This is a genomic window from Ideonella azotifigens (genome assembly GCF_021043325.1).
In the GTDB taxonomy this organism is placed as follows: Bacteria; Pseudomonadota; Gammaproteobacteria; order Burkholderiales; family Burkholderiaceae_C; genus Ideonella; species Ideonella azotifigens.
In genome coordinates, this window is sequence record NZ_JAJNKD010000007.1 from 252,675 (window position 1) to 275,296 (window position 22,622).

At 66.4% G+C, this 22,622-nt stretch carries 18 protein-coding genes; 15 read left to right on the forward strand and 3 right to left on the reverse strand.

The features are described 5' to 3' along the window. The first annotated feature begins 18 nt into the window (after positions 1–18). From LRH25_RS17050 to LRH25_RS17075, 6 genes are read left to right on the forward strand one after another with little or no spacing between them, the layout of a single operon-like run. Positions 19–1,029, forward strand: coding sequence for an NAD-dependent epimerase (locus LRH25_RS17050; RefSeq protein ID WP_141288478.1), 1,011 nt, complete (start codon positions 19–21; stop codon positions 1,027–1,029). A gap of 15 nt (positions 1,030–1,044) precedes the next feature. Further along, entirely contained in the window at positions 1,045–2,322 is a 1,278-nt protein-coding gene (locus tag LRH25_RS17055) for a UDP-N-acetylglucosamine 1-carboxyvinyltransferase (protein ID WP_141288479.1), read from the forward strand. A gap of 5 nt (positions 2,323–2,327) precedes the next feature. After that, a complete protein-coding gene (gene murB, locus LRH25_RS17060) occupies positions 2,328–3,314 on the forward strand; it encodes a UDP-N-acetylmuramate dehydrogenase (RefSeq protein WP_211361424.1) in 987 nt (328 codons plus the stop codon). A gap of 33 nt (positions 3,315–3,347) precedes the next feature. Beyond that, positions 3,348–4,334 carry a glycosyltransferase gene (locus LRH25_RS17065; RefSeq protein WP_231011751.1) on the forward strand — a complete coding sequence of 329 codons (987 nt, stop codon included), beginning with the start codon at positions 3,348–3,350 and terminating at the stop codon, positions 4,332–4,334. A gap of 37 nt (positions 4,335–4,371) precedes the next feature. Further along, positions 4,372–5,952: a lipopolysaccharide biosynthesis protein gene (locus LRH25_RS17070; protein ID WP_141286739.1), complete on the forward strand. Its 1,581-nt coding sequence runs from the start codon at positions 4,372–4,374 to the stop codon at positions 5,950–5,952. Positions 5,953–5,957: 5 nt separating this feature from the next. Then, the gene (locus LRH25_RS17075; RefSeq protein ID WP_231011752.1) at positions 5,958–6,509 is read left to right on the forward strand and encodes a serine O-acetyltransferase; all 552 of its coding nucleotides are present in this window, start codon (positions 5,958–5,960) and stop codon (positions 6,507–6,509) included. A 45-nt stretch (positions 6,510–6,554) separates the two neighbouring features. On the opposite strand, the gene LRH25_RS17080 is transcribed toward LRH25_RS17075, so the two are convergent. Further along, on the reverse strand, positions 6,555–8,309 hold the full coding sequence (locus LRH25_RS17080; RefSeq protein WP_141286735.1) for a glycoside hydrolase family 16 protein: 1,755 nt from the start codon (positions 8,307–8,309) through the stop codon (positions 6,555–6,557). A gap of 588 nt (positions 8,310–8,897) precedes the next feature. Here LRH25_RS17080 and LRH25_RS17085 point away from each other — a divergent pair. Continuing rightward, a complete protein-coding gene (locus LRH25_RS17085) occupies positions 8,898–10,820 on the forward strand; it encodes an acyltransferase family protein (RefSeq protein ID WP_170200799.1) in 1,923 nt (640 codons plus the stop codon). Here the strand turns inward: LRH25_RS17085 and LRH25_RS17090 are convergent. After that, a complete protein-coding gene (locus tag LRH25_RS17090; RefSeq protein ID WP_231011753.1) occupies positions 10,799–12,502 on the reverse strand; it encodes a LamG domain-containing protein in 1,704 nt (567 codons plus the stop codon). The genes LRH25_RS17085 and LRH25_RS17090 overlap by 22 nt on opposite strands. A gap of 604 nt (positions 12,503–13,106) precedes the next feature. Here LRH25_RS17090 and LRH25_RS17095 point away from each other — a divergent pair. The 4 genes from LRH25_RS17095 (at position 13,107) to LRH25_RS17110 (ending at position 17,123) form a co-directional block, all read left to right on the forward strand. Further along, entirely contained in the window at positions 13,107–13,661 is a 555-nt protein-coding gene (locus tag LRH25_RS17095; RefSeq protein ID WP_141286729.1) for an FxDxF family PEP-CTERM protein, read from the forward strand. 195 nt (positions 13,662–13,856) lie between these two features. After that, on the forward strand, positions 13,857–15,251 hold the full coding sequence (locus tag LRH25_RS17100) for an undecaprenyl-phosphate glucose phosphotransferase (RefSeq protein ID WP_141286727.1): 1,395 nt from the start codon (positions 13,857–13,859) through the stop codon (positions 15,249–15,251). Next, positions 15,252–16,568 (forward strand): porin family protein, encoded by a 1,317-nt coding sequence (locus LRH25_RS17105; protein ID WP_141286725.1) that lies wholly within the window; start codon positions 15,252–15,254, stop codon positions 16,566–16,568. It begins immediately after the preceding gene. 132 nt (positions 16,569–16,700) lie between these two features. Then, positions 16,701–17,123: a PEP-CTERM sorting domain-containing protein gene (locus tag LRH25_RS17110; RefSeq protein WP_141286723.1), complete on the forward strand. Its 423-nt coding sequence runs from the start codon at positions 16,701–16,703 to the stop codon at positions 17,121–17,123. Between the two features lie 48 nt (positions 17,124–17,171). Here LRH25_RS17110 and LRH25_RS17115 read toward each other — a convergent pair whose 3' ends face one another. Further along, a complete protein-coding gene (locus tag LRH25_RS17115) occupies positions 17,172–18,107 on the reverse strand; it encodes a LysR family transcriptional regulator (protein ID WP_231011754.1) in 936 nt (311 codons plus the stop codon). Between the two features lie 83 nt (positions 18,108–18,190). On the opposite strand from LRH25_RS17115, the gene LRH25_RS17120 reads away from it, so the two are divergent. From LRH25_RS17120 to LRH25_RS17135, 4 genes are all read left to right on the forward strand, one after another. Continuing rightward, positions 18,191–19,123, forward strand: coding sequence for an alpha/beta fold hydrolase (locus LRH25_RS17120; protein ID WP_141291320.1), 933 nt, complete (start codon positions 18,191–18,193; stop codon positions 19,121–19,123). Beyond that, complete coding sequence (leuC, locus tag LRH25_RS17125; RefSeq protein ID WP_231011755.1) at positions 19,120–20,577, forward strand: 3-isopropylmalate dehydratase large subunit; 1,458 nt, start codon at positions 19,120–19,122, stop codon at positions 20,575–20,577. Before LRH25_RS17120 ends, leuC begins: the two co-directional genes overlap by 4 nt. Beyond that, a complete protein-coding gene (leuD, locus tag LRH25_RS17130; protein ID WP_141292077.1) occupies positions 20,570–21,235 on the forward strand; it encodes a 3-isopropylmalate dehydratase small subunit in 666 nt (221 codons plus the stop codon). The genes leuC and leuD overlap by 8 nt, the downstream gene beginning before the upstream one ends. A gap of 100 nt (positions 21,236–21,335) precedes the next feature. Continuing rightward, positions 21,336–22,607 carry an MliC family protein gene (locus LRH25_RS17135; protein WP_231011757.1) on the forward strand — a complete coding sequence of 424 codons (1,272 nt, stop codon included), beginning with the start codon at positions 21,336–21,338 and terminating at the stop codon, positions 22,605–22,607. Positions 22,608–22,622: the final 15 nt, after the last annotated feature.

Consider the following 22,622-nt stretch of genomic DNA (forward strand, 5'->3'; position numbering starts at 1 on the left):
ACCGACCAGGAGCCAGCCATGACCGTGCTTGTCACCGGCGCTGCCGGTTTCATCGGCCTGCACACCTGCCAGCGCCTGCTTGCGCGGGGCGAGCAGGTGCTGGGCATCGACAGCCTGAACGACTACTACGACCCGACGCTGAAACGCGACCGGCTGGCGCTGCTCGAAGGCTCGCCAGGCTTTCGCTTCCAGCAACTGGACGTGGCCAACCGCAGCGGGCTGGAGGCGCTGTTCAGCCAGCACCAGATAGACCGCATTGTGCACCTGGCCGCGCAAGCCGGCGTGCGCTACTCGATCACCCATCCGCACGCCTACGGCGAAGCCAACCTGACCGGCTTCCTGAACGTGCTCGAGTGCGCACGCCAGGCCAAGGTCAGGCACCTGGTCTATGCCAGCAGTTCCAGCGTCTACGGCGGCAACGAGAAGATGCCGTTCTCGGAAGCCGACGCGGTGGACCACCCGGTGAGCCTGTACGCCGCGACCAAGAAGGCCAACGAGGTCATGGCGCACACCTACAGCCACCTCTACCGCATTCCCACCACGGGGCTGCGCTTCTTCACGGTCTACGGGCCCTGGGGCCGGCCGGACATGGCCTACTTCAGCTTCACCAAGGCCATCCTCGAAGGCAAGCCGATCCAGGTCTTCAACGAGGGCCGGATGAAGCGCGACTTCACCTACATCGACGACATCGTCGACGGCGTGGTCGCCACGCTGGACCGCCCGGCCGAACCCGACAACGGCTTCGATGGCCTGAAGCCGCATCCCGGCCGCTCGCGTGCGCCGTACCGCGTCTTCAACATCGGCAACCAGGATCCGGTGCAACTGGGCGAGTTCATCGCCACCATCGAAGCGGCGCTGGGCAAGGATGCGATCAAGCAGATGCTGCCGATGCAGCCTGGCGACGTGGTCGCAACCTATGCCGACGTGACCGCGTTGAAGGCCTGGACCGGCGTGTCGCCCAAGACCAGCCTGCGCGAAGGCATCGGCAAGTTCGCGGCCTGGTATCGCAGCTACTACGCTCAACGCTAACCAAGGAGTCATGTCATGACCCGTCCACGCGCAAACGACACCCCAGTTTCCACCTATCGGGTCCAGGCCTCGCGCCTTGAAGGCGAGGTGCATGTCAGCGGGGCCAAGAACAGCGTGCTGCGCCTGCTGGCAGCTTCCCTGCTGACCGGTGAGCAACTGCAGATCTCCAACTACCCCGCCACGCTGCTGGACGCCCAGATCCACCTGGACATGCTGCGGGCGCTTGGCAAGCGCTGCGAGGTCAGCGGCGACACGGTGATCATCGATGAAGCGAGCAAGCCGCCTTCCGAGCTGGTCTGGCCTGGCCGCTCGATCCGCAACACCTTGCTGATCCTGGGCGCGCTGACCGCGCGCACCGGTTCTGGCTCCGTGCCCTTGCCAGGTGGTTGCAAGCTGGGTGATCGCAAGCATGACCTGCACGTGATGCTGCTGGAGGCGCTGGGAGCCGAGGTCACCGAGACCGACACCCACCTCCAGGCCCATGCGCCCAACGGCTTGAAAGGCGCGGACATCCACCTGCCGATCCGCAGCACCGGCGCGACCGAGAACGCGATCATGTGCGGCACCCTGGCGCGTGGTGTCACGACGGTGTGGAACCCGCACATCCGACCGGAGATCCTGGACCTGATCGCGATGCTGCGCTCAATGGGCGCGACCATCAACGTCTTCGGCCAGGAGCGCATTGAGATCCGGGGTTCGGAAGGCCTGTTCGGCACCCGCCACAGGGTGATCGCCGACAACATGGAAGCGCTGACCTGGCTTGTCGGTGCCTGCCTGACCAAGGGCGACGTGGAGATCCATGGCTTCCCCATCGTGGACCTTGAAGTGCCGCTGATCCACTTGAAGGAAAGCGGTGCCTGCTTCTTCACCGGGCCCAAGAGCGTCATCGTGCGCGGCGGCACCTGCTATCCGGTGGAGATCAGCACCGGCGCCTACCCGGGCATCAACTCTGACATGCAGCCGCTGTTCGCGGTCTTCGGTGCGATGTCGCGCGGCGAAAGCAAGATCATCGACCTGCGCTTCCCGGGCCGCTACCTCTACGCAGAGGAAATGGCGCTGATGGGCGTGGACACGCGCGTCGAAGGCAACCTGCTGCGCATCAAGGGTGGCAATCAGCTGCGTGGCGCCGAGGTGACTGCACGTGACCTGCGCGCCGGCATTGCGCTGACGCTGGCAGGCCTGGTCGCGGAAGGCGAAACCGTGATCCGCGATGCCTGGCAGGTCGAGCGTGGCTACGACCGGTTCATCGACAAGATGCAGGCGCTGGGCGGCCAGGTCACGCCGGGTTGGTGATGCACGTGATCGACGCCCCCCGTCTCCTCGACTTCGCTGGCCTGGTGGCCGCCTTGGCGCAACTGCCCGAGCTTCGGCTGAGGCAGGGCGTGCCGCTGCGCAGCCTGAGTCGTTGGCAGATCGGCGGGCCGGCACGCGTGGTGGCGGAGCCGCTGAGCGTGGCGGCCACGGCCCAGGCCTTGCGCCTCATCAAGGCGCATGGTGCACCGCTGCTGGTGATAGGCGATGGCTCGAACCTGCTGTTTGACGACGAGGGCTTTGATGGCGTGGTGCTGCACATCGGCCGAGCGATGTCGAGCATGCGCATCGAGGGCCGGCGCGTGGTGGCGCAGGCCGGCATCTGGACGCCGATCTTTGCCCGCCGTGTGGGCTGCGCCGGCCTGTCCGGCGCAGAGCACGCCGTGGGCATCCCCGGCACGCTGGGCGGGCTGGTGGTGATGAACGGTGGCAGCCTGCGCAAGGGCATTGGCGAGAACCTGGTGTCGGTCACTTGCCTGGACCATGACGGCGAAACACGGGTGCTGAGCCACGATGAGTGCGGATTTGCCTACCGCACCTCGGTGCTGCAAACGCGCGAGCTGATCGTGGTGGAAGCTGAGTTTGAATTTGCCCCGGGTGAGGCCCGCGAGATTCGCCGCGAGATGATCAAGATCATGGCCGCGCGGCGCAAGAAATTTCCGCTGCGTCTGCCCAACTGTGGTTCGGTGTTTCTCAGCAACCCGGCCATGTACGACACCGTCGGCCCGCCGGGCAAGGCCATCGAGGAAGCCGGCTTGCGCGGCACCCGCATCGGCGACGCCCAGATCGCGCCCGAGCATGGCAATTTCATCGTCAATCTGGGCGCGGCGCGCAGTGCAGATGTGCTCGCCCTGATCGGCCTGGTGCGCAAGGCGGTTTACGAGCGAACGCGCTTCTGGCTGGACTGCGAGGTTCGGCATGTCTCCAGCAACGGCCATCTGACTCCCGCTCACATTCCGGCCGAAGCGCTTTGAATACGCGCTGACCCCTCTGCACATGAGAGTTCCATGCCCAAGGTAACCTTGATATCGGCCTTCTACAACCGCGCAGCCGTGGTCGAGCGCACCGTGGCCGGACTCCAGCGACAGACCTTTGCCGACTTCGAGGCCCACCTGATCGACGACGCCTCCAAGGACGGCACCCTCGGCGAGCTGCTCAAGCACGCTTCGCAGAAGCTGCTGGTTCACACGCAGCCCAACATGGGCTTCGTGAACACCATGATTTCCGCCATTGCCAGGACCGACAGCGAGTACATCGCGGTGCTGGGCTCCGGCGATGAATGCCTGCCGGAGCGGCTGGCGAAGCAGGTAGCCTATCTGGATGCTCATCCCGACGTGGGCGTGGTGGGTTGCCACAGCGAGATCGTTTTCGAGAGCGGCGGCGCCACTGAGCACTGGCGGCCCGAGGTGCAGGCCGACGTGAAGCAGCAGCTATTCCATGGCAACCCCTTCATCCATGGCGACGTGATGATGCGGCGCTCGGCTTACGAGCAGGCCGGCGGCTACCGCGCCTTCTTCACCTACCGGCAAGACCTGGACTTGTGGCTGCGCATCAGCGACCACGCCCGCCTCGCCGTGCTGCCGGAGGTGCTGTACCGCTGCTACAAGCTCAAGCAGTCGGTCTCCGAAGACGTGCGCAAGCTCATCGTGGCGATGACTTGCCGGGACTTCGCGGTGTACTGCGCGCGCGAGCGCCTGGCCGGTCGGCCCGATCCTCTGCAGGCCGGTGGCCCGGTGGCCGCGCTGATGCGACCGCGGTCCCGCGCGTTGGCCGAAGACCTGGCCTATGCCGCTCAGCGCCGCGCCCTACGTGGCGAGCGCACAGACGCAGCGTTGCTGGTGGCCGCCGCGTTGCGCGAACACGGTGGCGCCAAGGTGCGTATGGCCCAGGTCATGGTGCACCTGCCCGGCCTGGTGCAAGCCCGTGCCCTGGTGCGTGGGGTGAAGCGGCAGTGGGCCCAGGTGCGCCCGGGCCTGAACACCGCACGGGGCTGATGCCCAGCCCGGCTCCCGCTCTCCTAGCACTCAGCGCATGACAGAGAAGACTACTCCCCCGCATCCCAGCGAGCCGGCGCTGCCCCCAGCCGGGCCGGACGCGCCTGCCGGACGCCACCTCAGCCGCAAGGTGACCAGCGCGGTTGCCTCCACCAGTGTCTTCCACGGCGCCGGCATGGGCTTTGACCTGCTGCTCACCGCGCTGCTCTCACGCCTGCTCACCCCTGCGGACTACGGCATCGTGGCGGCGGCGATGCTGTTCCTTGCGCTGTGCAATCTGCTGCGCGAGGTGGGCATTGGCGCCACCGTGGTGCAGTTGCAGCAGCTCTCCAAGCGCGACCAGCGTACCGGTATGACGCTGGTGCTGATGAGCGCGGTTCTGTTGTTCGGCGTGGCACAGGCCTGCGCGCGTGCATTCGCAGACTTCATGCACCTGCCTGCGGCCGAGGGCGCGCTGCGCTTTCTCTCGCTCATCATCGTCATCCAGGCTTTTTCCACAGTCGCCGAGGGCCTGCTGCTGCGCCGATTGCAGGTCTCGCGGGTGATGAAGGCCGAGTTGGGCGCGAAGATGCTGGCCTACACGGGCGTCGGCATCGGCCTGGCCCTGGCGGGCGCGGGCTACTGGGCGCTGGTGGGCGCGATGCTGGCCGAGGCACTGCTGCGTGCGGTGGCGCTGATCTGGCTGGCCAAGCCGGAACTTACCCCGCTGCTGGATCGCGAATGCGCGCGCCGACTGCTGGGCACCGGCGGCGGCTTCACCGCCTCGCGGGTGCTGAATTTCATCGCGTTGCGGGCCGACGTGACGATCGTCGGCCGCCATCTGGACGCCGCCAGCCTGGGCCTGTATTCCCGTGCTTACAAGCTGATGAGCATGCCCACCGACCTGTACGCCAAAGTGGCCGATCGCGTGGTCTTCCCCGCCATGGCCCGCGTGCAGGACGAACCGGAGCGGCTGCGCACAGCCTACCTGCGCGGCGTGCAGCTCACGGCGCTGATGGGCCTGCCGCTCACCGCCGCAGTGTTCCTGCTGGCGCCGGACTTGGTGGCGGTGCTGCTGGGCCCGCAGTGGACGGCGGTGGTGCCGGTGTTCTCGGTGCTGGCCATCGGCACCTACTTCCGCCTGGGTGCGCGGGTCAGCGGCTCGCTGCTGAGGGCCAAGGGCGCGGTGCGTGAGCTGGTCATTTCCCAGGCCTTCTATGCGGTGCTGACCATAGGTGGCTCGCTGTACGCGGTGCGCCACGGGCTGGTGGCCGTGGGCATGGCGGTTGGCCTGGCCATCGTGCTGTGGTTCGTGCTGATCACAGTGCAGGCCTGCCGTGCGGTGGGTGTGTCGGTGGGCGCTTTTCTGGCGGCGCATGGCCATGGCCTGCTGCTGGGTGCGGTGTTGGGCGTTGCCCTATGGAGCCTGCGATATGGCCTGCATCGCCTGGAGGTGCCGGCCCCAGCCGTTCTGCTGGCCGCTGGCGCGGCATTGGCTCTGCTGGCCGGCCTGCTGGTGGCTTGGCCGCGCGCCGCCCTGCTGGGGCGGGACGGCGCCACCCTGGCGGGGCAAGTGCAGGGTGCATGCCGCAGACGCCTGTACCGCGCGTTCCACCGCTCCCCACGCGAGGCGACGTGAGCGCATTGGCGTACGACCAACTGCGCGCGGATCTGGCCGAGGACGGCTGGCACGTGCCCGGTGGTCGCTGGGGCTTCTGGCTGCGGTTGGGCAGGGCCTTGCTGACCGGCCGGGGCAGCAAGGGCCTGATGTGCTTGCTGCGCACCCGCGGCTACGTGCGGGGGCGCGGCTGGATGCGTGCCGGCAACTGGCTGGGGCTGCTGATGGAGCGGCGGTATGGCTGCTACATCAGCCCAAGCGCGCGCATCGCGCCCGGGGTCAAGTTTCCGCATCCGGTGGGCATCGTCATCGGTGAAGGCGTGGTGGTCGGCGCACGGGCGGTGATTTACCAGCACGTCACGCTTGGCGGCGGGCGGCGCGGGGACGGCGGGAGTGACCGATATCCCGTGCTGGGCGACGACGTGACCGTGTTCGCGGGCGCTGCCGTCGTGGGAAAGGTGAACGTCGGCGCCCGCACCACCATCGGCGCAAACGCCGTTGTGCTCAGAGACCTGCCCGAGGCCTGCACGGCCGCCGGCGTTCCGGCCCGGGTGTTGCGGCGCTCCTGTACAAGCTGAGTCGATGCTGGCGCGCGGGCGACCGGATCCGCCGCGGTCGCCGGCTCACTTCTTCTGGTAGACCTGGATGTAGTCCACTCCCAGCTCGCTGGTACCACTGGCCTTGGCAACTTCGGAAGAACTCATCGCCAGGTCAACCAGCAGGAACAATGGCTTCTTGGCTTCGACCGGCGTGGGGAAACGGGCCAGTTCCAGGCGGTCGAAGTAGTAGATGATCCAGTCGGGCGTCACCAGCACGCCGTAGGTGTGGTACGCGTTGTCGAACAGATTCACATCGGTACCCCATTGGGAGGCAGTGAGCCCGACGTAGTTGGACAGATAGCGGTGGGTGGTCAGGCGGCCAGCCAACAGCCTCGCCGCCGGCCAGTTGTGAAAGCTCTGGTGGTGACCTTTGGCATCGGAGGCATAGCCCTCGTAGGCATCAATCTCCACCCGGGTCTCGGTCAGCCGGAAGAACTCGTTGGTGGTTTTCAGCCAGAACGCAGGCCAGCTGCCGTAACCGTTGCCGGACTTGGCCCGCGCACGCATCTCGAAGTAGCCATACTGCCAGCTGCGCCCCTGCCCGTTGAGGTTCACCGATGTGAAGACGCCGCTTTGCCAGCCACTTGCACCCTGCTGCATGCGTACGATCATTTCGCCGCTCTGTTGCACGAAAGGTGGGGGTGAGGTGGTGAGCTTGGCTGTTTTTGCCGCGCCGGTCGCGTCTGGATGAACGGGGCTGTACCAGGGGCCTGCGCCGGTCACTTCATCGGTGACGCTGAAGGTGTCGAAAGTGTCCTGGAACACCAATTGATAGTTCACGAGATTCAACGGCTTGCGAAATGACTGCTCCAGTTGCAGAGTGATGTCCGTGGAATCCCAATAGGCCTTCAGCGTCGTCCATTGGTCTGGCGTCGTTTCGGCATAGACCGCCTGGCTATCAGTGACGCTGATCAAGGGGGCGCTGTTGCGGTATGGATGGGTGCTGGGCAACTGCGCCTGCGCACCTTTGCGCCACATGGCCCAGCCGGCCAGTCGCTGCGCATCGGCGAGTGAGAGCTCGTCCTGAAGCACGATCAGGCAGTCCAGTGTCCACTTGGGGCCGTTGTCTCTGTAATCACCGATCAGCCCGGTGGCCGAAGTGCTGCGCGGCAAACAGATGGCGCCCGCGCCGGTTGCGAACTCGGGCGAGCCGTCGATTGAGCTGTATGCCGTGCCACCGACACGGCGCGTGATCGCGCAATGCCATTGGGCCGTGTCATTGCTGATGGTCAAGGGCTGAGAGTAGTAGCCGCGCGGGTCGCGCCATTGCGCGGACAGCGTGCGGGTGGCGCCATCGTTCTTGTAGAGCATGGCCGGTTGCCTGGACGTGGTCGAACCGTCGTAGCCGTTGAAGGCTGCAAAACTGCCATCGGCGCTGGTGCTGCCCGTGAAGTCCACTTTGAAGATCATCAGCACGGCGCGGTGGGCCAGGAAGGCTTGAGCCTGCGCGGGGATCAGCAGTCTTCTGGCGCCGCTCTGGAACAGCACGCCGTCTGATGTGTGTACCGGCTGCCGCGTCGTGTCGCCTTGGCTCGCCAGCATGCCGACGACCCGGTCCTTCCACTGGGAAACCGGTCCGTCCACCAAATCCTCAGCCCGCCAGTCCAGCCATACGCGCTCTCCCAGGGCGGCGGGGGTCCATGCCGCCTGGGCGACATTCGCAACATTCGCGACGTTCCGAGCATTGGCATGTGCCGTACATAGCTCACCAATTCCCCCTAGGCCGAGGCCGCCCAGGGTGGTCAGTACATCACGCCGCCGGTGTTGCCTGCTCGTCATTTCATTCTCCAGAGAAATTCGCCGATGAATTACAACTTTTGAAGGACAACGATCCTCAAAGGATATGGCCAAAAATGGTGCGTACACGCACCAGCATCGTGAAATTCGCGAGTCCGGCCTGTAGGAACTTTAGCTGCCTCAGGCACTCGATCATCTCGATTGAGGAGTCCGTTTTAATGACCTATTCGGCCTTTCAAAAACATGGCCATTGATGATGAGGTTTCGAAACCTGTCGAATGCGTGGCAATGGGTGGGCGGATAAGCGCACTTTGCTGTTGGAAATGCAGCAACTTGCTGTTTGCTAGGCAGTTCCTCGCTCGCATGGGGTTCGGCGTGACCATGGTGAGCCGCGAGCCGGCTCGGGCAGGTGGGTACGCGCCCGTGACCATGGGCATATGGGCATGAGGTCGCGGCTGCGTGCGTTCGCACAAGAAGCGAATGCGCACTGCGCTCGCTGGCCCGAATGTTGCACCATGTAACGCGTTTTGGACTTGCGCTCTGACGCTGGCCACGCCGCAATAAAGACACAGTGAGATTGGGAGCGGTGACTGTCCGTATTTTGAGGCAGACTTTCGATTGGACTGTGGTGTGAATAATAGATATCGTGGCGATATTGACGGCTTGCGAGCCGTCGCAGTATTGGTTGTTCTTCTTTACCATTTGGAGGTGCCAGGTTTCCCGGGCGGGTTCATTGGGGTTGATGTCTTCTTTGTCATTTCCGGCTTCCTGATCACCTCGCTGCTGCTGGCCGAATTGAAGACCGGCGGCATTGCGCTCGGCGCTTTTTATGTGCGCAGAATGCGTCGAATTCTGCCCGCTCTGCTGGTGGTCGTTTTGGCTGTCGTGGCTGCGGGCACGTGCTTGCTTTTCCCTAAAGACTTGCGCGATTTGGGGCGCAGCCTCGCGGGGTTGGCGCTGATGTCTTCGAATCTGTTCTTTTGGCTGGATGCGGGCTATTTCGCGGCCAATGCGCACCACCGGCCTTTGCTGCACACTTGGTCGCTGTCCGTGGAAGAACAGTTTTATTTGCTGTATCCAGCATTGCTTTGGCTGGTTTGCGCGAAGGCCCGCTGGCGACCCTTCTGGATGATTGCGGGGCTCGCGTTGGCGTCATTCGCCGCATGCGTGGTCGCGGCGTACCGCTGGCCTGACGCAGGTTATTTCCTGTTGCCATTCAGAGCTTGGGAACTGTTGGCCGGCGCGCTGGCGGCCACTTCGCGGCGCACTTTGCCGGCCAGGTGGGCGGGGCCCGGTTCGGCCTTGGGTCTCGCGCTGATCCTGTTTTCCGCCTGCCGGTTTTCAGCCGAGACACGCTTTCCCGGATACGCCGCCTTGATGCCGGTGGCCGGTGCGGTGCTCGTGCTGCAGTCCGGGCTGACGGAGGGGATCTGGGTCAGCCGTGTGCTCGCCTCCCGCGTGCCCGTGACGCTGGGCCGCTGGTCCTATTCGCTGTACCTGTGGCACTGGCCTTTGATCGTGTTCTACGAGTTGCATTTTCTGCAGCCGCCGGATGGGCTTGCCAGGGGGTTTCTCGGTGCAGGTGCGCTGGGCCTGGCCGTCTTGTCGTATCGCTTCGTCGAGCAGCCTGCCCGCCATGCGCGGTTGAGCGGCCTCCGGGTTTCGGCGGCCGCCATGACGGGATTGATGCTGGTGTTCGGTGCAGGCTACGGATTGCACTGGAGCAAGGGCTTGCCCGAAAGGTTCGAGGCGCGCGGCGAAACGTTCCCGGGGGAGGCGCTCTATCACCCCGAGACTTGTTTTTTCGTCAGTGGCTTTGTGGCGGGCAACTGGTCTGAGCGGGCATGCACGTTCGGCCAGGCTTCGCCGGCGGCCAAGCGCGTGCTGATCTGGGGAGACAGCTACGCAGCCCACTATGTGCCGGGGTTGGAGGCATTGCGGTTGACGACCTTCCGGTTGACGCAGGTGACCTACGCGGGCTGCGGGCCCTTGATGCCTGCGCCTGTTGGAGACAGGAAGGACTGCGCGGCTTTCAACCAGTTTGCGCTGGCTCGGATTGCCGAGCTGAAGCCTGATCTGGTGCTGATCGGTGCGCGTTGGAACCGCTACCGCGACATGGCCTCGCTCGAGGGCTCCTTGCGGCGTTCGTTGACGGAGCTTGCGCGGCTGGGAATACCGGTGCTGGTGCTGGGCGAGAGCCCGACGTACAGCGCAGAGGTGCCGGTGATCCGGGACATCTTGCGCGTGCGAGGGTTGCCGGACGATTTCTTCCGCCCCGCATCTGACTTCAAGGCTGAGCCGGTCCTTCGTCACACGGCTGCCGCGCGCCTGGCGAGTTGGTTTTCGGTGCGCGACCGGTTGTGCGTGGGCGAGCAGTGCCGGATTGCCGTCAACGGGCAGAGCCTGTATTGGGATGATGGGCATCTGACTGCCGCAGGCAGTGAGCTTGTGGCACGCAGCCTGAGCGAGCGCATCGCCTGTGCCCTGGGCCCGGCTGCCAGTGCTTGCGCGCCTGGCCCTCTCGCTGCGATTCAGCCCGGTTTGCTCGATTGATAGACCCGGATGTAGTCGAGTGTCAGCTCGTAGCTGCCGCTGGCTTTGTCTGCCTGCTGCGGCAGCAGCGCAAGGTCAACAAGTATGAAGAGTGGCTGCTTGGCTTCAATGGGCGTTGGAAAGCGCGCCAGTTCCAGGCCGTCGAAGTAGAAGCGGGTCCACTGCTCATCGAGCATCATGCCGTACAGGTGGTAGGCGTCGTCGAACAGGTCGACGGTGTGTTCGCCCCACCGCGAAGCCTTCAGGCCGGTGTAGTTGCCGACGCTGCGGCGTTTGCTGATGCGTCCTTCCACCAAGCGGGCCGCGGGCCATTGGTGCATGGCTTGGTGGTGCCCTTTGGGGTCTGAGCAATAGCCTTCGTAGAGGTCCAGTTCCAGTCTGGACTCGGTGAGCCTGAAGAACTCGTTGACAGACTTGAGCCAGAACGCTGGCCAGGCGCCGAAGCCATTGCCCCGGCTGACCTTGGCCCTGAACTCGAAATAGCCGAACTTCCAGGCATTGCCATGGCCGTTCAGGTTGACCGAGGTGAAGACGCCCGAACGCCACCCTTTGGGGCCGGACTGCATGCGGATTGTCAGCTCGCTGCCGGACTGCACAAAGGTCGCTGGTTGCTCGGCAACCCGGGCGGTTCTGGCCTTCCCGGTGGCGGCGGGATGCACCGGCGACCACCAGGGCCCGGCCCCGCTGACTTCGTCCGTGATGCTCAGCCGGGTGAAGTGGTCCTCGAACACCAGCCGGTGGCCAGACAGATCCAGTTCGGATCGGTAAGCTTGTTCCAGCGTCTGAGCCGGATTCTTGTGCTCCCAGTAGGCCTTCATGGTCAGCCAGTCGCTGTTGCTGGTCTCTCGAAAGGCGGGCTCCGGCGTGAACTGCGAGAGCTTGGGCGCCGCGTCGGCGTAGCGGTGGTCTGCGGGCAGGGATGTCTGAACACCCTTGCGCCACATGCCCCAGGCGATCAGGCGCTGGGCGTCTGCTTCCGAAAGTTCGTCCTGCAGCACCAGGAGGCAGTCCAGCATCCAGCTCGGGCCCTGGTTGCCGTGGTCGCCGATCAGGCCGGGTGTGCCGGTCACCCCGCGCGGCAGGCACAACATCCCTCCGGCCGAGGTCTGCTCCGGGCCGCCATCGAGCGAGCTGTAAGCCGTGCCGTTGACGCGTCGGGTCAGCACCACGTGCCAACGGGAGGCATCACTGGTCAACGCGTGGTTGCCCGCCCAGTGCCCGCGCGGATCCCGCCACTGTGGCAGCACGGAACGGGTGCTGCCGCTGGCTGCGTAAAACACGCCTGGCTGCCGGGAGGTGGGGGCCTCGTCGTAACCGTTGAACGACACAAAACTGCCGCTTGCGGAGGCAGCGTCCGCGAAATCCGCGCGGAAGATCATCAGCATCGCGCGGTGGGCGATGTACGCCCTGGAGAGTGCGGCAAGCGTCAGCCGCCTTCCGCCGCTTTTGAACAGCACGCCATCCGGGGTGCGCAGCGGTTGCTGGGCAGCGTCGCTTTGGGTGGCTGCCAGCCCGGCCACACGGTCTTTCCATTCGGCCACCGGACCTTCGGCCAGATCTTCCGCCCGCCAGTCCAGCCACACGCGCTCACCCAGCGCTTCCGGCGCCCACAGCGGATCGGCTGCTTTGGCTTGGGCCTGAGCATTTGCCTGTGGACTCTGCACGCCGATCAGCGCGCCCAAGCCTGCTCCGCCCAAGCTGGCAAGCACGTCGCGTCTTCGGTGTCGTGGTTCGCTGATATCCGCCCCGTGGATCTGGAAGTGTGAGCAAACGTGCAGTTGATTGCCTCGGCCTCGGTGTCTGGACAAGCCCAGGCGGTGCCATGGCCCTGCATCTCCTGCCTCTGAGACGAGCAAACGACATGCCATGCGAGGGCGTCCTCATGCTTGCGGATGCAGTTGCGATCAAGGCTTCACCACACGCGGGCTGTGGTCTGGGCGGGTCTGACTCTTGCATGGTTTTCCCGCAGTTCCAGCGGCATGGGTTGTTCAGAGGCCGGCATGTTCGATGTGGTGTGTGAAACCCAACAGCTTTGCCGCTCATGTGTCGCCATTGGTGCACCGGCGCGCGGTCAGGCGCGCTGGCGCAACTCAGACTGTGCCGCCCCGCCGCATTCGCATGCTTGTTGTCTTTTGCATTGCCGCGGTGGGTCTGGTCTCAGGTGAGAAGCCAGTTGGGACGGGGATCAAACCTCGGGCGACGGAAGCATAGAAGGCCTCAGAACGTCTTCAGTTCAGAAGTGCAGTACGAGTCTTTTCCTTTCCAATATTCAACCGAGGATTTCACATGAAACTGAAACCGCTGCTCGCGTCGCTGGCTTTGGCGGGCGCGAGCCTGGCCAGCCAAGCGACAACCTATTCATTGGGCGTCCTGCCAATAGCGCCGGCCAAGCCGGCGATCGCGGGCGCCGTCGTTTCTCCCGGCTCCTTCAGCGACTGGTGGTCGTTCAGCCTGCCCACAAGCACCAGCTTCGCCTCGTTCGCCACCACGTCCATCACCCTGGGTGGAACGCTTTTTGACATCGCCGGCCTGTCGCTGGGCGTCTACACCGCCATCGGCAGTGGCTATGTCACAGGAGGTTCCACCCACCTCAGCAACGTGGGCCTGACGGCTGGCCAGAACTACTACCTGAATGTCACGGGCACTGGCACCGGCTTGTTTGGTGGCAGCTATGCGCTGATCGCTGCAGCAGCGCCGGTACCGGAACCCACGCCCTTGGTGTTGCTGGGCCTGGGCCTGGGGGTGCTCGGATGGGCGGGGCGTCGCAAGTCCGAAGCTGCCAACGGCCAGGCGCAGGACCTGCCGAGCGGCGGCATGACCGCGGATCTCGCCATGGCCTGAAAGCCATCATAAGAGTGCGTTGGGAGAGGGTCGCGCGCCTGTGGGGCGGCCCTCGGTGTTCAGGTGGATCCTGGGCTCATTGGATGGCGGACAACAGCGACAGCGGCCCGCAAGGCGCCGAATGTCGCGGGAGGACATCTCGATGACACGAGTCAGTTTTTCTGTTTTCTTGGGTTGGCACGGAGGACGGTCGACATGATGGACGACCGCAGTGCCACGCGGCTGTTCCTGAACTCGCCGCCGTCGGTTTCGGCGCTGATCGCCGCCGTGCTGGAGCCCGGCATCGCCGCGCTGGGCCTGGTGATTGCGCATGACGTTTTCGCCGAGCCTTTTGACGGCCCGGCCAAGGCTTTGGTGTTGCTGTTGCTGGTGATGATGTTCCCTGGCGTGAATCGCTTCGGGCGGCGGGGCATCGGCGTCGGGCTTGACATCGTGCTGACCTGGAGCGGCATCCTTGCGGTGCTGGCATTGCTGGGCTACGCCACCGACAGCTTGCGCGAATTTGACCGCCGCATGCTGTCGGCCTGGGCCGTGGCGGTGCCGCTGGTGCAGTGGGCCTGCGTGGCTGCGGGCGGGCAGTGGATGCGTCGCCACGCTGCGCAGCCGCAGGCGCAGCGGCCGGCGGTGATCGTCGGTGCCAATGGCATGAGCCTGCGCGTGGCCGACATGCTGTCGCTGCGGCGCGACCAGGGCCGCGAGCTGCTGGGTGTGTTCGATGACCGGGAGCACACCCGCGTGGACCTGCCGCCGCACGTGGCCTTACGCGGCACGCTGGCCGAGTTGCCGGCCTATATCGACGCACATGGCGTGAAAGACGTCTTCATCACGCTGCCGCTGACCTCGCAGCCGCGCATCCTGGGGCTGATGGAGTCGCTGCAGAACACGACGGCGTCGCTTCACTTCGTGCCGGACGTGCACGGTTTCAGCATCATCCAGGGCCGGCTGGAGGACATGGGTGGCGTGCCGGTGGTCGGCCTGCTGGGCTCGCCGTTCACCGGCGTGAATTGGCTGCTCAAGCGCACCAGCGACCTGCTGCTGTCCTCGCTGATCCTGCTGGCGATCTCGCCCATCCTGGTCCTGCTGGCGATCGGCGTGAAGCGCAGTTCGCCGGGGCCTGTGATCTTCAAGCAGCGCCGCACCGGGCTGGACGGCGAGATCATCGAGGTCTACAAATTCCGCTCGATGACCACCGAGGACAACGGCCCGGTGGTCGTTCAGGCCACGCGCGGCGACCCGCGCATCACGCCGTTCGGTGCCTTCATCCGCCGCACATCGCTGGACGAGTTGCCGCAGTTCATCAACGTGCTGCAGGGCCGCATGAGCATCGTCGGGCCGCGGCCTCACGCGGTCGCCCACAACGAGCAGTACCGCAAGATCGTCAAGGCCTACATGGCCCGCCACAAGGTCAAGCCCGGCATCACCGGCTGGGCCCAGGTCAACGGCTTGCGTGGAGAGACCGATACGGTCGAGAAAATGGCACGCCGGGTCGAGTACGACCTGGAATACCTGCGGCACTGGTCGCTGGGTCTGGACCTGAGCATCATCTTCCGCACGGCCAAGATGATGTTTTTTGATCGCGGCGCGTACTGAATGCAGCGGGTTGGCAAGAAGGGGCCTGGTGCGCAGCTGCCACCTGCGCGCTGGGTGGTGGGTGTGCTGATTTGCGGCGCCACTGCGCTGGCGGTTGCGCAGGAGGCTGGCGGCGCGGGCAGTGGGGCGGGGACCGGGGAAGTTGGCAGCGGCAACGGCGTTGCCGACGGCATTGAAGCCAATCCCTACTCGATTTCCATCAGCGAATCGCTGCAGCACGACAGCAACGTGCTGCATGCACCTGCCGGACGGGTCGTGAGCGACATCGTCAGCAACACGGATCTGCGGCTGGGGCTTGACCAGTGGTTGGGGCGGCAGCGCCTGGATGTCAGCGCGGACCTGCAGTACCAGCGATTTCGGGACAGCCAGGCTTTCAACAACCTGAGCCCGATCTTGCGTGCACAGCTGGATTGGTCGACGGCCGAGCGCTGGCAGGGCCAGCTCGGCCTGCTTCACCAGCAGTCGCTCTATCGCAATTTCCTGGGGGAGACCGAAGACGGCAGCAGCGAGTTGCTGAAGAACCTGGAGCGCATTGACGAAGGCTTCTTCCGCGCCAATCTGGGGCTGGTCACGGCCTGGACCGTGGAAGGCGCCTTGACTGCATTCCAGCGCCGCTATTCCGCTGATGCCTCCGCCAGCAGCGAACTGGACAGGCGTGCTGTCGAACTGGGGGTGCGATATCGGCCCCACCCGGACTTCAGCTTCCGGACCTTGCTGCGCTACACCGATGGGCGATATCCCCACGGCGAAGCCGATGGGGAGGCCGACAGGTACGACAGGCGCGACCTGGAGGCCTCGCTGCAGTTGCGCCCCAGCGGAGCCAGTTCGCTGGTCCTGCGGCTGGCACACTCCAACGAGCATCATCACCAGGGCGAACTGCAGCGAGCGCAGCTGTGGTCGGGCTCGCTCAGTTGGAAGTGGCAGCCCACCGGCAAGCTGAGCTTCGACACCCAGGTTCTGCGCGACAGCGACACCGGCAATCTGCCGCTCAGCGAGGGGCAGGCCAGCCGAGACGTTCAACTCGGCACCGAGTTCTCCATCGCCTCCCGCTGGCAGGCGTCGGAAAAGCTGCAGTTCTCGTTGAACTATCAACAGAGCCTGCGCGATTTGCAACGTGGTCAGGGCACGCCGGATGCGCTGAGCGCCAAGGACAGGCAGCGCCGCATCACCTTGAAGGTGGATTGGCGGCCCAGTCGCGGCTTGGCGTTGGGTTGCCAGGCCACCCCGGAACGTCGCCAAACCTCTGGCAGCGCGGAGTTGACCACGCCTTACGACGCCACTGTGGTGGGCTGTTACGGCCGTTTCGTCTGGCAGTGAAGTGCAACCGTGAAAACCCGTAAACGGGCGTGGATCTTGCTCAGGGTTATCCCGTGCGCTGATCTCTCTGTTGCGGGATCGGGCGCCTCTCCGGGTGCAGTTTGGGTCCGGCCCTTTCTTTGCGGAGGAAACATGAACAAATCAATCGTCGCTTCTGTGCTCGCGGCTTCCGTCCTGGGGCTGGGTTCCGCGGGTGCCACGGCCCAAAACCTGCCGAACGCCAGTTTCGAAAGCCTGGTCCTGGGTGATGGCGTGGGCCGCACCGCGCCCGATGCAAGCAGCCTGGTCATGGTGACCCATGGCAACGTGTCGCGCCAGAGTTTCGGCACTGTGGCCGGCAGCGGCCTTGTCGCCACCGGCACGGTGCCGAAAGTCTCGTTCATGGCTGGCACGCCGCTGTTGAATGACAGCTTGCGCAGCAGCATGGGTTCCCGGCTGCTGGTCGACGGCCTGCAGTTCGCCGCCAAGGTGCCCGAGCCTTCGGGCTCGGCCATGGTGCTGGCAGGCCTGGGTGCGCTGGGCCTGATGTTCCGCCGCCGTCGCCTGCAAGGCTGACGACTCCCGTCGTCGAACGATCCATGTGACCCGCGGCGCTGCGGGTCTTCAGGGCCAGTTCGGCAGCGGATGCTGCTCAAACCAGGTCACCAGGAAATCCACCGCCGCCCGCGTACGGGCCGAAAGATGCTCGCGCGTCGGGTACAGCGCCATCACGTCGGCCGGCGGCAGTTGCCAGTCGGGCAGCATCGCCCGCAGCCGGCCTGAACGCAGGTAAGGCGCGGCGTCCCACACCGAGCGCAGCAGCGCGCCGTGGCCGTCCAGCGCCCATTGCAAGGCGGTGTCGCCGTCGTTGGTCGACATGCGGCCACGCACCTTCACGCTTTCCTGCCGGGGCGCTGTTCGGCTGCCCTGGCCATCGCCGCGTGGCGTGAACTGCCAGGTGTTGAACGCCTCCTCGTTCTCGCGCAGCAGGATGCACGGCCAGCGAGCCAGGTCCGCCGGCCGGCCGGGCTCGCCCAGCGTGCGCAGCAGCTTTGGCGAGGCGCACAGCACCCGGTGATTCGCGGCGATCCGGCGTGCGCTGAGGCGCGCATCCGGCAAGGGCCCGATCTGCAGCGCCAGGTCCAGGCCCTGTTCGACCAGGTTCACCTGGCGGTCGCTCAACGTAAGTTGCAGTTCGACCTCCGGATGCGCCCGCGCAAAGGCCGACAAGGCCGGCGCGAGCTGGCGCCGGCCGAAGCCCAGCGTGGCATGCACGCGCAGCAGCCCGCGAGGCGTGGCCCGGCTGCCGCCCACCGTCTGTTCCAGCGTCTGCAGCTCGCCCAGCAGCCGCGAACCCTCGGCCAGGTAGGCCTCGCCTTCGGCGGTCAGGCTGACCCGGCGCGTCGTGCGCTGCAGCAGCCGCGCGCCCAGCCGCCGCTCCAGCGCTGCCAGCCGCTTGCTGATCGTGGGCGGCGTCACGCCCAGTTCGCGCGCGGTGGCGCTGAGGCTGCCCTGGCGGGCCAGCAGCACAAAAAAGCCGAGGTCGGAGATGGCATCCATGCCTGCCATTCTGTCGCCACAGGCATCAATGATGTGCGCTCTGCGATCACACTTTCCCTGGCGGGCAGCCTACGATGCGCCCCATGCCTGCCAATCTGTCACCGTCTGCCGACCCGGGTGAAGTGCTGTTCCCCGGCTTTGCGTCCCACTTCATCGAGACCGATGTGGGCGTGAGCATCCGCGCCCGCAGCGGCGGCGAAGGCCCGCCCTTGCTGCTGCTGCATGGCCACCCGCAGACCCACGCGATCTGGCACCGCGTGGCGCCGGTGCTGGCGCGTCACTTCACATTGGTGCTGGCCGACCTGCGCGGCTATGGCGACTCGTCCAAGCCCGCGGGCGAGGCCGACCACGCCAACTACAGCAAGCGCACGATGGCGCGCGACATGCGCCGGTTGATGCAGTCCCTGGGCCACGAGCGCTTCGCGGTGCTGGCACATGACCGCGGCGCGCGGGTCGCGCACCGGCTGGCAGCCGATCATGAAGATGCGGTCAGTCGCCTGGTGCTGCTGGACATTGCCCCCACACTCGCCATGTACGAGCAGACCAGCGAGCTGTTCGCCCGTGCCTATTGGCACTGGTTCTTCCTGATCCAGCCCGCGCCGCTGCCCGAGCGCCTGATCACCGCCGACCCTGCCGCCTACATCCGCGATGTGATGGGCCGCCGCAGCGCCGGCCTGGCGCCATTCGACCCGCGCGCGCTGGCCGAGTACGTGCGTACCGCGGCGCTGCCTGGCACTGCCCACGGCCTGTGCGAAGACTACCGCGCTTCCGCTGGCATCGACCTCTTGCACGACCGCGCCGACCGCGATGCCGGCCGTCGCCTGACCCAGCCGTTGCTCGCCTTGTGGGGCGCCGAAGGCGTGGTCCAGCGTTGCTTCTACCCGCTGGCCGAATGGCAGCGCGTGGCAACCGACGTGCGTGGCCACGCACTCCCCTGTGGCCACTACATCGCAGAAGAGGCGCCTGAATCGCTGCTGGCCGCAGCCCTGCCGTTCCTGCAGGGCAGGGCCGCATGACCGGCCGCACGCTCTACCGCAAGCTGGTGGACAGCCACACCGTGGACCTGCTCGACGAGCAGAATGTGCTGCTGTTCTGCGACCTGCACCTGATGAACGAGTACACCAGCCCGCAGGCCTTTGCCGGCTTGCATGCGCAGGGGCGCCCGGTCCCGATGCCGGGTCAGCATGTGGCGGTGGTCAGTCACATCATCCCGACGCATGCTGCGCCAGTGGCTCAACGCGTGATCCTGGATCCACCGTCGGCACTGCAGGCGCGCAACCTGCGCCGCAACTGCGAGCAGCACCGCATCGCACTGTTCGACACGCAGGACCCTTTGCAAGGCATCGAACACGTGGTGGCACCCGAGCATGGGTTGATCCTGCCCGGCATGGTGGTGCTGTGCGGCGACAGCCACACGACGACCTATGGCGCGCTCGGTGCACTGGGTTTTGGCATTGGCACCAGCGAGGTCGAGCATGTGCTGGCCACGCAGACCCTGGTCTACCGGCTGGCGGGCGACATGCGCATCACGGTCGACGGCCGGCTGCCCCGGGGCACCGGCGCCAAGGACCTGGTGCTGGCGATCATCGCCCGCATCGGCGCGCAAGGGGCGCGCGGCTACGTGGTCGAGTTCTGCGGCGAAGCCATCGATGCGCTGTCGATCGAGGCCCGCTTCACGCTGTGCAACATGGCGGTCGAGGCCGGCGCTCGGGGTGCGCTGGTCGCGCCGGACCAGAAAGCGCTGGACTACGTGCTGGCGCACGCGCCGGATCTCGCCGAAGACGGCCCGTGGCGCGAAGCCGCGCTGGCGCATTGGGCCACGCTGCGCAGCGACGCCGACGCGGTGTTCGATGTCGAGCATCGCTTCGACGCAACCCAGCTGTCGCCCTTTGTGACCTGGGGCACCAGCCCGGACCAGGCCTTGCCGGTGCACGCCGCCGTGCCCAGCCCGCAAGACTTCGATGACCCCGTGGCGCGCAGCAGTGCCGAGCAGGCCTTGCGCTACACCCGGCTGTCCGCGGGTGCGCCGCTCGCCGGTACGCCGGTGCAGCACGTGTTCATCGGCTCCTGCACCAACGGCCGCATCGAGGACTTGCGCGAGGTCGCAGCCACGGTCGGCTCGCATCATGTGGCGCCCGGCGTGCGTGCCATGGTCGTGCCGGGCTCCGGCGCGGTGCGCGCGCAGGCCGAGGCCGAAGGCATTGCCGCGCAGCTGCTGGCGGCCGGCTTCGAGTGGCGCCAGCCCGGCTGCTCGATGTGCCTGGCGATGAACGACGACGTGCTGGCCGACGGCGTGCGCTGCGCCAGCACCACCAACCGCAATTTCGAGGGCCGCCAGGGCCGCGGCGCCATCACCCACCTGATGAGCCCGGCCATGGCTGCCGCCGCCGCCATCACTGGCCGCATCACCAACCTGGCCGATCCGCTGCAGTGGCCACCCCTGGCCCCACAGGAGACGCGACATGCCTGAGACCTCAACGACCGCGTGGATTACCCGCGCCGCCCCGCTGCCTCTGGCCAACCTCGACACCGACCAGATCATGCCCAAGCAGTTCCTGCGCGGCATCGACAAGGCAGGCCTCGCCCGAGGCCTGCTGTACGACCTGCGCTTCGACGCCCACGGCCAGCCCAGGCCCGAATGCGTGCTGAACCAGCCTGCGTTCGCCGACGTGGACGCCTTGATCGGCGGGCCGAACTTCGGCTGCGGCTCCAGCCGCGAACATGCGGTGTGGGGCTTGCTGCAGTACGGCGTGCGCGCAGTCATCGCGCCCAGCTTCGGCGAGATCTTCTATTCCAACGCGGTCAACAACCGCCTGCTGCCGGTGATGGTCTCGCCGGCGCACGGCCAGGCCTTGCTGGACCAGGCGCTGGCCTGCGCAGTGGCAGGCGAGGGCCCGTTGCCGCTGCAGATCGACCTGCCCGCGCTGCAGGTGCGCTGCGGCACCATCGAGGCGCCGTTCGCGCTGTCGCCGCGCCACCAGCGCATGCTGCTGCAGGGCCTGGACATGGTGGGTGCCACGCTGGCCCACGCCACGCAGATCGAAGCCTTTGCTGCGCGCCATTTCGCTGCCCAGCCCTGGTTGCAGGACCGCGCGATGCTCACCCAGGAGCGCCTCACGGCAGCCTGATCGCTGTCGCCGCACGCGAGAATGGCGCAAACAATGCGTGGAGCGATGTGTGGATTGGATGCGTGGACTTTCTTGTCGGTGGCGCTTGCAAACCAGGCCGGTGCCCGCGATATTGGCCGTGGCGCTGGCCGGTTGTGCCGAGCTGAACCTGCCTGACTTGCTGGCGTCGCCTGCGCCAGCCACCAAGCCGGTTCGTGTCACTCAGGTGGCCGCGCCGGTGGCCGCCGCAACGGCCTCGGCGCCTGTTGCCGTGACGGCCAAACCCGCCGCGCCGCCGCCTGCCGGGCCGGTGCTGCCGCCCAAGGCCGTCATTGCCTACGGCAGCGGCCCGCTGCAGTTCGGCGAACTCCGGTTGCCGCCGGGTGACGGGCCGTTCCCGGTCGCGGTGTTGATCCATGGCGGCTGTTGGACCAGCGGTTTCGCGACGCTGCGCAGCACCGCCGCGCTGGCCAGCGAGTTGACACGCTTTGGCATCGCCAGCTGGAACATCGAATACCGCCAGCGTGGCGACGCCGGTGGCGGTTGGCCCGGCACCTACCGTGACTGGGCCGCGGCGCTGGATCAGTTGCGCCAGCTGCAATACGTGCACCCGCTGGACCTGAGCCGCGTGGTTGCGGTCGGCCACTCGGCAGGTGGCCACGCTGCGTTGTGGCTGGCCGGCCGGGCGCAGTTGCCGGCCGACAGCGAGATCCGCGGCGCCGATCCGCTGCCGCTGCTGGCTGCGGTGGACATCGACGGCCCGGCTGACCTGGCCAGCTTCATCGGGCCGGACCAGCAGGCCTGCGGCGAACCGGCCGTGGCGCCGCTGATGGGCGGCCTGCCCGACGTCCAGCCCCAGCGCTACCGCCAGGCCTCGCCACAGTCGCTGCTGCCGTTGCGCGTGCCGCAGTACCTGGTGTCTGCCGCGGTGCTCTTGCCGGAAGCCGCGCAGGCCTACCAGGCCAGGGCTCGCGCGCTGGGCGACGAGGTCGAGTTGCTGTCATTGCCCGGCGTGGGCCACTACGACCCGCTGCAGCCCGGCCTGCCCGCGGGTGAGGCCGTGCGCAGGCTGATCGTCGAACGTGCCTTCACGCCGCCGTTCAGCACCAGCAGCGTCAACTACCGCTGCGCCACCGGCAAGCGCCTGTCTGCCGCGTACCTGAACCTGCGTGGCGGCGAGTCGTTCGCGGTGCTGTCCTGGCAAGGTCGGCAGGAGGTGTTGCGTGCCGGCCCGGGCGGCTCTGGCGTGCGCTATGCCGCGCTGCCGGGGGCGCCGGCGGGTTCGCCCTCTGCCGGCCTGATCTGGCAGACCCAGGGAACCGAAGGCATGCTGAACCAGGAACTGGGCCAGACGACGCGCACGCTGGCTTTCGACTGCAAGCCCGAGCGCTGATTTCCAGGGCACCGC

Excerpts from the sequence above, each read along its gene's own strand:
- LRH25_RS17110 (WP_141286723.1), top strand. The coding sequence starts at position 16,701 with ATGAACAAATCAATCGTCGCTTCTGTGCTCGCGGCTTCCGTCCTGGGG.
- LRH25_RS17065 (WP_231011751.1), top strand. The coding sequence starts at position 3,348 with ATGCCCAAGGTAACCTTGATATCGGCCTTCTACAACCGCGCAGCCGTG.
- LRH25_RS17080 (WP_141286735.1), bottom strand. The coding sequence starts at position 8,309 with ATGACGAGCAGGCAACACCGGCGGCGTGATGTACTGACCACCCTGGGC.
- LRH25_RS17070 (WP_141286739.1), top strand. The coding sequence starts at position 4,372 with ATGACAGAGAAGACTACTCCCCCGCATCCCAGCGAGCCGGCGCTGCCC.
- LRH25_RS17095 (WP_141286729.1), top strand. The coding sequence starts at position 13,107 with ATGAAACTGAAACCGCTGCTCGCGTCGCTGGCTTTGGCGGGCGCGAGC.
- LRH25_RS17055 (WP_141288479.1), top strand. The coding sequence starts at position 1,045 with ATGACCCGTCCACGCGCAAACGACACCCCAGTTTCCACCTATCGGGTC.
- LRH25_RS17100 (WP_141286727.1), top strand. The coding sequence starts at position 13,857 with ATGATGGACGACCGCAGTGCCACGCGGCTGTTCCTGAACTCGCCGCCG.
- leuC (WP_231011755.1), top strand. The coding sequence starts at position 19,120 with ATGACCGGCCGCACGCTCTACCGCAAGCTGGTGGACAGCCACACCGTG.
- LRH25_RS17050 (WP_141288478.1), top strand. The coding sequence starts at position 19 with ATGACCGTGCTTGTCACCGGCGCTGCCGGTTTCATCGGCCTGCACACC.
- leuD (WP_141292077.1), top strand. The coding sequence starts at position 20,570 with ATGCCTGAGACCTCAACGACCGCGTGGATTACCCGCGCCGCCCCGCTG.
- LRH25_RS17105 (WP_141286725.1), top strand. The coding sequence starts at position 15,252 with ATGCAGCGGGTTGGCAAGAAGGGGCCTGGTGCGCAGCTGCCACCTGCG.
- LRH25_RS17115 (WP_231011754.1), bottom strand. The coding sequence starts at position 18,107 with ATGGATGCCATCTCCGACCTCGGCTTTTTTGTGCTGCTGGCCCGCCAG.
- LRH25_RS17120 (WP_141291320.1), top strand. The coding sequence starts at position 18,191 with ATGCCTGCCAATCTGTCACCGTCTGCCGACCCGGGTGAAGTGCTGTTC.